Here is a 7,619-nt window from a genome sequence, read left to right on the forward strand (position 1 = left end):
CTCACAGCACACGACTACCGGGACCAACCCTCCAACGGCAGGCGAACGCTACCGCTTCACCCATCCGAGCGACATCACGAATTCAACTTCAGTAGCGGGGGCGGAATGGGGAGGCGGAATGGTGGACCGGATTCGATTGGATCGGCCGCCGATTCCGGCAGGTCGGCGGGCCGAGCCGATTGGATCTGCACCTGGGGGCGGAATCGACCGATTAAGCCCCCTGCTGGGCTTGGCCATGGGGAGTGGACGCGCCGTTGTTTGGGCATAGCCATGGCCATGGTGGACAGTGGCGCCCTGCTGGGATTGATCGGGGCCGCAGGCGGAGCCTTGATCGGCGGAGCTGCGGGCGTATTCGGCCCCCTTCTCCTGAAGAGGAGGGAAAGGCGCGAGTTGGAGGCCGATCGCGTCGCGGAACGGCTCGCCTTGGAAAACGAGCGCAAGTGGCAGCTCGCCGACGACAAGCTTCGGTACCTGACGATCACGCGGGTGCGGACGCGGCTGTGGTTCGACTTTCTGGTCCAAACGGTCAGCAGGGCCTCCGCCGGAGAACAGATAGACATACAAGCGTTCCATGCCGAGCGGAATCGGCTCGCCGAGGACGCCACAGACATCTGCTACGAGCTGGCGCGGTTGCGCATGACAGACCACAGCGGCGACCCTAACGGCGTACTTCAGGCGCTGCGGAACGCGTCAGAGATGATCTACAGGGCGCTGATGGTCAGCGAGGGCGCCAGTGCGTCGGCGCCCTCCGTGGTGGAGATCGCAGTGGCGCTGGACGAAGTTGTGACCGCCCGGTCATGGTTCCGACTGGCGATCGACCAGCTGGTGCAGGAGCAGTACCCACCGGATCCACCAGCCGCGACAGCTCATCCCCTGCCGCCTTCCACCTCGTAGCGACTCGGACCTGGCCGCCAGTGCCCCGGATCAGAGTCCGTCCCGTCAATTCGGCGGCAACTCCATGATCCCTCTAACCAGGGTCGCGAAGCGGGTTCGCTCGTGCTCGTAACGGTCGACAGCTCTTCCACACCGGGACTGATACTCAGCCGGTGACACGTCACCCCGTCGGACTTCCTCCACAAAACGGCGCAGCTCACGCGCTGCTGCCCAGACCTCCGCGGCGGACCACCTTGCATCGTCGGGTCCTACAAGGGCCAAGCGGGCTTGCGTGGTGTACAGCGTGTGCACGGCCTGACCGAGGACGTCACTCACGGTCTGGAGCACTTCAGGATTGGGGACCGATCGCATGCTGGCGCCGGGTACATCATCCCTCGCCGCTACAGCCATCATGGACCGGTCCACAGACTCCACGGCCTGAAACACGGCTAGATATGCCTCACGGCGCTCGGCTCGGAGGTTGCGAAAATGTTCGATTCTTGCCTGATCATTTGACTGGCGCCGGGCCGCCACGTAGGTGAGAACGGATGTGCCGAGTGTGCCGGCAACGCCAACGGTCGCACCGAGTACTGCCGCAAGCCCCTGGTCCATCACCCCATTCTGGTGTACAGACTGGGCACCCATCAGGTCTATCAACAATTGCATAGCGGGTCGTCCAGAGTACGGCGGCCCTGCGCTAGGGAGCAAGATCATGTGCTCAGCTAACGGCTGGGCGGGGGTCACTCCTGGGGCATCCATGCCCCGGCGGGCCAGATCCGGGCGAGGATCTCGAACTCGTTGAAGTCCTTGTACTTCCCGGTCGGACGGCTGCGGGACGGTCCGGACCGTCCTCCGTCCCCGCCCGGCACGCGGTCGCAATCGGCGGACAGCGCGGCCAGGCGCCGCTGTTCCTCGGCTTCGGCCTGGCGGCGTGCCTCCTCGGCTTCGCGGGCCTCATAGGCTTGGCGCTCGACGTAGCCCGCCTCCTCGGCGACGTCCTTCGGGGTCGCCCAGACCCACGACCAGCCGGGCCGGGTGGACCAGTCGTCGCGGGCGGGGCGGATCACCCGGTGCGCGACGAGTTCGCCGGTGAGCACGGCGCTCACGAAGTCCGTCAGCTTCCCCGGTGACCGGTTCTCCGCGGCGGGGGTCCAGCTGCTGATCAGGTACGTCCAGTGGCCCGCGCGTACGGGTCGGCTGGGGCCGGGTTGCGTGTCGGCCTGAATGGTGGGGACCGCGCCCAGCCAGGCGCGGGAGCCGGTGGTGACCCACGCGGCGGGCACGCCGGCCTCGGCCATGCGGGCGGTGCGCTCGGTCAGGCCGCGGGGGCCGTCGATGCCGGTCGTGGACAGCTGGGCCTCGAAGGCGTACCGGCGGCCGGTCGCGGTGTGGGTGGCGAGGACGTCAGCCCGCCAGGCGCGCTCGGGCCCGGCCTGTTCGAGTTCGGCGGTCCAGCCCGGGACGCGGCGGCAGCACTCGGCGAGGTCCCGCTTGAGCTGGCGGTGCTGCTCGGTCTCCTCCCGCAGCGAGCACTCGGGGCGTCGGGGTCGTGGGCGAAGTAGCGCAGGCCCGTCTGCGAGAGCTTCGGGCACAGGCCCCACTCGCACTCGGGGCAGGTCAACGGCGCGCGCGGGCGCGCCCGGTGGATCTGCCCCCAGGTGACGCGGCCCTCGCACCCGAGGCCGTCCACGGTGAGGTCCAGGGTGCCGTGCTCGGCATGGATGGCGCTCAGTGGCATGGCCGGGTCCCGCCTTTCACGCTGCTGCCGCCTTGTCGTCGTCGCCGAGGACGCTGAAGTCGACGTCCAGGCGGGCGTCGTAGTCGTCGGGGGTGATGCCGAGTTCGTGGGTGGAGTACTCGCCGAACCGCTTGATGTGCTCGGTCAGGTACGGGGAGACCTGGGCGAGGTCGAGCGGGTCGACGGGGCGGCCCTCGGCCTGGAGCTCGCGCACGACGTCGGCGATGTCCAGGGTGTTGTGGAAGATGACCAGTTCTCTGAACTACCGAGAAGAGGCTTTCGGAGTCCGCTTCAAGGACGACGTAGGTGCAAAGTATCGCCTTGGACCGGCGGACGCGGGCTGCCCACAGCGGAACGTATGGCCGCATCGAGTTCGACGCGAAGGGGCGCGATGGTCTCTGCCCACAGATCCATCCGCTGCTCCACCGAGCCTGGCCACGAGATCGGAATCGTGTAGCACTGACGGCGAATGACGTTGACGATGTTGTGGACCTCGTCCGGGCCGACCTCTGCGATGCGGTGACTGCTGTCATGAACCTCGTCGTAAGCCGCTCGTAGTTCCTCTTCGGTAAGAAGCGATTACCAAACCGAAGGTAGGGTCACGTTTTCCCAGGTGAGGTGTGTGGCCGTCGCTTGGTAGGCATGCTCGTTCCGCTGGTTCGGATGCGAGGTATGCGGAGGTGGCGGATGCCGTCGGTGCTGGGGGTGCTGGAGAGGCGCGAGCGGGTGGCGCTGGCCCGGGCGGAGGAGTTGCGGGCCGAGCTTGAACGGGTTCAAGCCGCTGTCGCCGAAGCGGAGGAGGTCGCGCGGCGCGCGGTGATCGCCCGAGAGGAGACCGTCGCAGCCCTGGCCGAGGCAGCCGATGAAGCCGCGGTGTGCGATGCGCCGGCGGGTCGGCCGGCGCCGGTGCTGGCCGCGGTCGGTCTCGGCCCGCGGGTTGAAGTCCCGCTCTGGCGCGATGGGTTGGGGATCGAGGCGCTCCCGCCCGACTGCGCGCGGATCGTGGCCCTGGTCGACCAGGACGGCGCCGGTGGCGGAGAAGGGGTGCGGGCACGGCGGATGCGCGAGCATCTGGGCTGGCCGGCGAGTGACGCGAAGGAGCAGGCCGCGCGGTTTCGGGCGAAGCGGCTGGTCGAGCGGGGCTGGCTGACCGAGGAGCGGCCGGGGCTGTTCAGGCCGCGGACCGTTTGACGCGGCGCGGTGCCGGACGGCCGGATCGGGCCAGGCGGCGGGTGGCCGGGATGCTCGCGGCCCACCAGGCCATGGCCTCAGCGCTGTCGATGCGGGTCTCGTAGTCGCGGGCCAGGCGCCGGGCCCGGATCAGCCAGGAGAAACTGCGCTCCACGACCCAACGGCGCGGCAACACGACGAACCCGGTGACGTCGTCGGGGCGCTTGATGATGGTCAGGGCCAGGGCGAGCGCGGTGGCGGCGTAGGTGACCAGCCAGCCGGTGTATCCGCCGTCGGCCCAGACCACAGTGACGGCCCGGTGCCGGGCCCGCAGGCGCATCAGCAGGTCGCAGCCGGCGTCGTTGTCCTTGACCGAGGCGGCGGTGACCATCACGACCAGCAGCAGGCCGAGCGTGTCGACGGCGATGTGCCGCTTACGGCCGTTGATCTTCTTTCCGGTGTCGTAGCCGCGGGTGGCGGCGCCGACGGTGGCGTCGGCCTTCACCGACTGCGAATCGATGATCGCCGCGGTCGGTTCCTCCTTCTTCCCGGCCAGGGCGCGCAGCATCTTGCGTAGGCGGCCGTAGAGCTCCTTGATCAGGTCGTTGTCGCGCCAGCGGCGGAAGAACCGGTACACCGCGCGCCACTTGGGAAAGTCGGCGGGCAGGCTGGCCCAGCGCACGCCCTCGGCGACCAGGTAGCGCACAGCGTCGAGCATTTGGCGGTGGCAGTAGCCCTCCGGGCGGCCCCCCTGACCGTTGAGCCAGGCCGGGACCGGCAGCAGCGGCCGGACCAGGGCCCATTCGGCGTCGGTGAGGTCGGAGCCGTAGCGGCGGGTTCGGTCGGGTTGGTCGGCGGCGTTGCCCAAGCGGTGGGCGAGGCAGTCGCACGGCGACACGCCGGAGTTGGACGCGGGCGGGGCGGACACGCCACAGTGGGACACTAGGGCCTCCTGGTTCTCGGTTGACTCGACATCACCGAGCTGTGCAGGAGGCCCTTTTCCTATGCGCGCACCAACGAGTGTTCACTTGAACGAGGGTGATGCGCGCAAGGGTTCGAGCGGCAGCCGTATCACGCGGTTTGGTAATCGCTTCTAATGGCTTGCGAGGACAGCGCTCGTCGGAGTTCCCCCAACGCGTTCTGAAAATATCGATACTCGGCGCGTCGGGCTTCAAGCAGCCACCGATCACGTTCAGCCTCAGCTCCACGGCGGGCCAGCTCTACCGCGCTCTGGTGGTTCGCCTCTGCGACCTCCATGGCTGTGCGGTGGCTCTCTCTTGCCTGAGCCAGGGCTGTGCGCATCTGCCATCGCCCCAGAAGCACGCTCACCGGCACTCCCGCGAGAGCGAGTATCGCCGCGATTCCAGCAAGGTCCATGACGGCAATGATGGACCAGGAGTCGCCGCGTCGTCATTGATCTCTCTGAACTTGTTGTCAGGGTCGGCATGTTGATGGAACGGCTGGATCACGTTCCTTCCTCTGACCGGTGCTGGTGTGGGATGAGGCCGGGGCTCGCGATCGTAGGGATGCCCAGGTCGACGACACCGCGGCTGGAAGAGCGTCGGTCGATCTGGGAAAGCTTCTCTTGTGCTCCGGCGAGGCTGACCTGGAGACCTTCGATCTCACCGAGCCAGCCCTCACGCTCGGCTTCCGCGATGCGGGCGAGGAGGTTGTCACGGATTTCTACCAGGCGGTTTCGGTGGGCAGGGTCTGGCCAGAGCATCGGGCAGCGGACGCAGGCTTATCCGAACCAGCCAGCTGGGTCCGGCGGAGGCAGACGACGGGCGGGTTGCTGAATGTAGCGGTCAGAGATCTTGAGGTCGGTGGGGCGTCCGGGCGTGTCGCGCCGCCGGATCGGGTCAGGTCGTCTGTGACAAAGCCCCGGGGCCAGGCGAGAATCCAGCGTATGGATGACGCGTTCACACTTCTTCGGCGGGCTGTCGAACTGCTGCCTGAGGACGCCATGGCGGAGAACGGCCAGTCGGTAGGGAACGTCCGCGAGGAGATCGCCTTCCAGGAATGGGAGATGGCGCTGGACGTGCTGATCGAGATCGCCGACGTCCATCCCGTGTCCACCGGCTTCTGGGAGATGCTCGCCGAGGCCGCCCAGCAGATGATGCTCGACCGCAGCCGCCGTTGGTGCGAGTGGAGGGCTTGGGAAGTTAGGCACGGCACCGTTCGCGCGACGCTGACTCTGCTGGGCGCCGACGAGGGCGGACGCCAGAGCCCCTTCTCAGGGGATGGGCGACTCAGGCCGCTGTGGGACATCGGCAACCGCACCGCAGACGGGCAACACGATCTGAACATCGCAAGGATCTGGGTGGAGTTCGCGGAGCAACTCGGGCCCGGAGAGACGGCCGACGTTCGACTGGCCCCCCTTCAGCCCGAGCAGTGGCGGCATCTCAAGTCTGGTGACGTGATAGCGATGCACGAGGCCCGACCTCTCGCTGGCATCGCCGAGATCATCGAGGTTCTTCCGCCAAGCGTCTGAGGCCCAGTCGGGTACCTGATCCCACTCCACGGGGTCCAGGTGCGAGAGCACCGAGCACCCCGTGGCCGTCATTGTTTATCGGAGCTCAGGCAGTGGTCCGGAGCTCTTCGGGTAGTGGCCCTCTTCAAGCCGGACGACGTACTTCCTGAGGTCCGCGCCAAGCCCTTCAGTGATGTAGGCGGCAAAGTCCCTCAGCCCCTCTGCGGCTTCCCGCTCGTCAGACCTGTCGCTGGACGACCATCCGGGCAGGAGGGACTCCAAGTACTCGGTGACCCGTCCACGGTCGCGCCACCAGTCCCGAACAGCCTCGGGGGTCCATCGGCTGTCGCCGTCGCAGGCATAGCCGCGGTACGGATCTTCCTGGGCTGCTGTCACCAGGTGCAGGACCTCGGCCGTGGTCGTCGGCTGGCGATACACATATTCACCGAAGTACTCGCCGCCGTAGAGCACATGGCGCGGTGCGTGCAGCCGGCCCGTCCAACAGTTGTCGGCGATGCCGGTGTAGAAGGGGCCAGGAACGTTCAGCCAGAGCCGGTCCTCCCAACGCCCGCCGAAGGACGTCTCGGGCTCGCCTTCTGGAAGCGCTGCTATCGGTTCCCAGCACAGCTCTTCGTAGGTCATCCGCGAAGCTTAGGACCCGTTGGGATGGCTGTCTCAGCGTCGGCGCTGCTGCGTCCGGTGTCGCGGCGGATGTCGGGCATGCCGAGCTGAACGGTGGACGGCTGAGTTGCACGCTCGCGCATGGCCTCCAGCTTCTGCGCGGCGGCGGCCATGGTGGTCTCGATGGCGGCGACCTCGCCGAGCCAGCCCTGGTCCTTGGCCTCTTGGAGACGGTCGACGAGGTTGGCGTGGATCTCCTGGAGGCGTGGCATCTGGGCTGGGTCCACGCGGAGTAGGGGGCACCTGACGCAGTGGGCTTTACCCCGCCGAGTGGACACTTCTGAGAAGCGGATCTTGGGGTCCGTGGAGAGGATGTCCTCATGGGTACTGCGAGGTACTCGGGGGAGTTCAAGCGGGACGCGGTCGCGCTGGTGGAGTCCAGTGGGCGGCGCATCCCGTCGGTGGCGCGGGAACTGGGTGTCAACCCGGAGTCGCTGCGGCAGTGGGTCGCGCGGTCGCGCGCCGAGGCGGCTTCGAGCGCGGGCGGTGAGGGCCCGTTGACCTCTCAGGAGCGCGAGGAACTGCGCCGGCTGCGCAGGCAGGTCCGCGAGCTGGAGCTGGAGAAGGAGATCCTGCGGAAGGCAGCCCAGTATTTTGCCAAGGATTGCGTCCTGAACACGAAAGGGAGTTGGTTGTAGGACAGCCTCCGCGAGTGATGCTGTGCGGGAGATGAAGGTTTTGTGGCCC

The 7,619-nt window shown here is 67.5% G+C and carries 9 protein-coding genes; 4 read left to right on the forward strand and 5 right to left on the reverse strand.

Annotated elements, in window-relative coordinates; all coding sequences use genetic code 11:
- Positions 1-270: 270 nt before the first annotated feature.
- Positions 271-894: a hypothetical protein gene (locus ACGF0D_RS43660; RefSeq protein WP_392926065.1), complete on the forward strand. Its 624-nt coding sequence runs from the start codon at positions 271-273 to the stop codon at positions 892-894.
- 719 nt (positions 895-1,613) lie between these two features.
- Here ACGF0D_RS43660 and ACGF0D_RS43665 read toward each other — a convergent pair.
- Positions 1,614-2,465 (reverse strand): hypothetical protein, encoded by an 852-nt coding sequence (locus ACGF0D_RS43665; protein WP_392926067.1) that lies wholly within the window; start codon positions 2,463-2,465, stop codon positions 1,614-1,616.
- A gap of 162 nt (positions 2,466-2,627) precedes the next feature.
- Positions 2,628-2,864 carry a Tn3 family transposase gene (locus tag ACGF0D_RS43670; RefSeq protein WP_392926081.1) on the reverse strand — a complete coding sequence of 79 codons (237 nt, stop codon included), beginning with the start codon at positions 2,862-2,864 and terminating at the stop codon, positions 2,628-2,630.
- A 434-nt stretch (positions 2,865-3,298) separates the two neighbouring features.
- Between ACGF0D_RS43670 and ACGF0D_RS43675 the strand changes: the two genes are divergently transcribed.
- Complete coding sequence (locus ACGF0D_RS43675; RefSeq protein WP_392926069.1) at positions 3,299-3,802, forward strand: hypothetical protein; 504 nt, start codon at positions 3,299-3,301, stop codon at positions 3,800-3,802.
- Here the strand turns inward: ACGF0D_RS43675 and ACGF0D_RS43680 are convergent.
- The gene (locus tag ACGF0D_RS43680; RefSeq protein ID WP_392926071.1) at positions 3,783-4,709 is read right to left on the reverse strand and encodes an IS5 family transposase; all 927 of its coding nucleotides are present in this window, start codon (positions 4,707-4,709) and stop codon (positions 3,783-3,785) included. The genes ACGF0D_RS43675 and ACGF0D_RS43680 overlap by 20 nt on opposite strands.
- A gap of 558 nt (positions 4,710-5,267) precedes the next feature.
- Here ACGF0D_RS43680 and ACGF0D_RS43685 point away from each other — a divergent pair.
- Positions 5,268-6,272 carry a hypothetical protein gene (locus ACGF0D_RS43685; protein WP_392926073.1) on the forward strand — a complete coding sequence of 335 codons (1,005 nt, stop codon included), beginning with the start codon at positions 5,268-5,270 and terminating at the stop codon, positions 6,270-6,272.
- A 75-nt stretch (positions 6,273-6,347) separates the two neighbouring features.
- Here ACGF0D_RS43685 and ACGF0D_RS43690 read toward each other — a convergent pair whose 3' ends face one another.
- Together ACGF0D_RS43690 and ACGF0D_RS43695 are read right to left on the reverse strand one after the other, a co-directional pair.
- Positions 6,348-6,893 (reverse strand): hypothetical protein, encoded by a 546-nt coding sequence (locus tag ACGF0D_RS43690; RefSeq protein WP_392926075.1) that lies wholly within the window; start codon positions 6,891-6,893, stop codon positions 6,348-6,350.
- Positions 6,890-7,144 (reverse strand): hypothetical protein, encoded by a 255-nt coding sequence (locus ACGF0D_RS43695; RefSeq protein WP_392926077.1) that lies wholly within the window; start codon positions 7,142-7,144, stop codon positions 6,890-6,892. Before ACGF0D_RS43695 ends, ACGF0D_RS43690 begins: the two co-directional genes overlap by 4 nt.
- 108 nt (positions 7,145-7,252) lie before the next feature.
- Between ACGF0D_RS43695 and ACGF0D_RS43700 the strand changes: the two genes are divergently transcribed.
- The gene (locus ACGF0D_RS43700) at positions 7,253-7,570 is read left to right on the forward strand and encodes a transposase (RefSeq protein ID WP_392926079.1); all 318 of its coding nucleotides are present in this window, start codon (positions 7,253-7,255) and stop codon (positions 7,568-7,570) included.
- The last annotated feature ends 49 nt before the right edge of the window (positions 7,571-7,619 follow it).

Origin of the sequence: Kitasatospora sp. NPDC048298 (assembly GCF_043201465.1) — a bacterium.
GTDB lineage: Bacteria > Actinomycetota > Actinomycetes > Streptomycetales > Streptomycetaceae > Kitasatospora.

What these genes read in the sequence shown, in the direction of transcription:
- ACGF0D_RS43660 (WP_392926065.1), top strand. Translation starts at nt 271, where the DNA reads ATGGCCATGGTGGACAGTGGCGCCCTGCTGGGATTGATCGGGGCCGCA.
- ACGF0D_RS43675 (WP_392926069.1), top strand. Translation starts at nt 3,299, where the DNA reads ATGCCGTCGGTGCTGGGGGTGCTGGAGAGGCGCGAGCGGGTGGCGCTG.
- ACGF0D_RS43690 (WP_392926075.1), bottom strand. Translation starts at nt 6,893, where the DNA reads ATGACCTACGAAGAGCTGTGCTGGGAACCGATAGCAGCGCTTCCAGAA.
- ACGF0D_RS43695 (WP_392926077.1), bottom strand. Translation starts at nt 7,144, where the DNA reads ATGCCACGCCTCCAGGAGATCCACGCCAACCTCGTCGACCGTCTCCAA.
- ACGF0D_RS43700 (WP_392926079.1), top strand. Translation starts at nt 7,253, where the DNA reads ATGGGTACTGCGAGGTACTCGGGGGAGTTCAAGCGGGACGCGGTCGCG.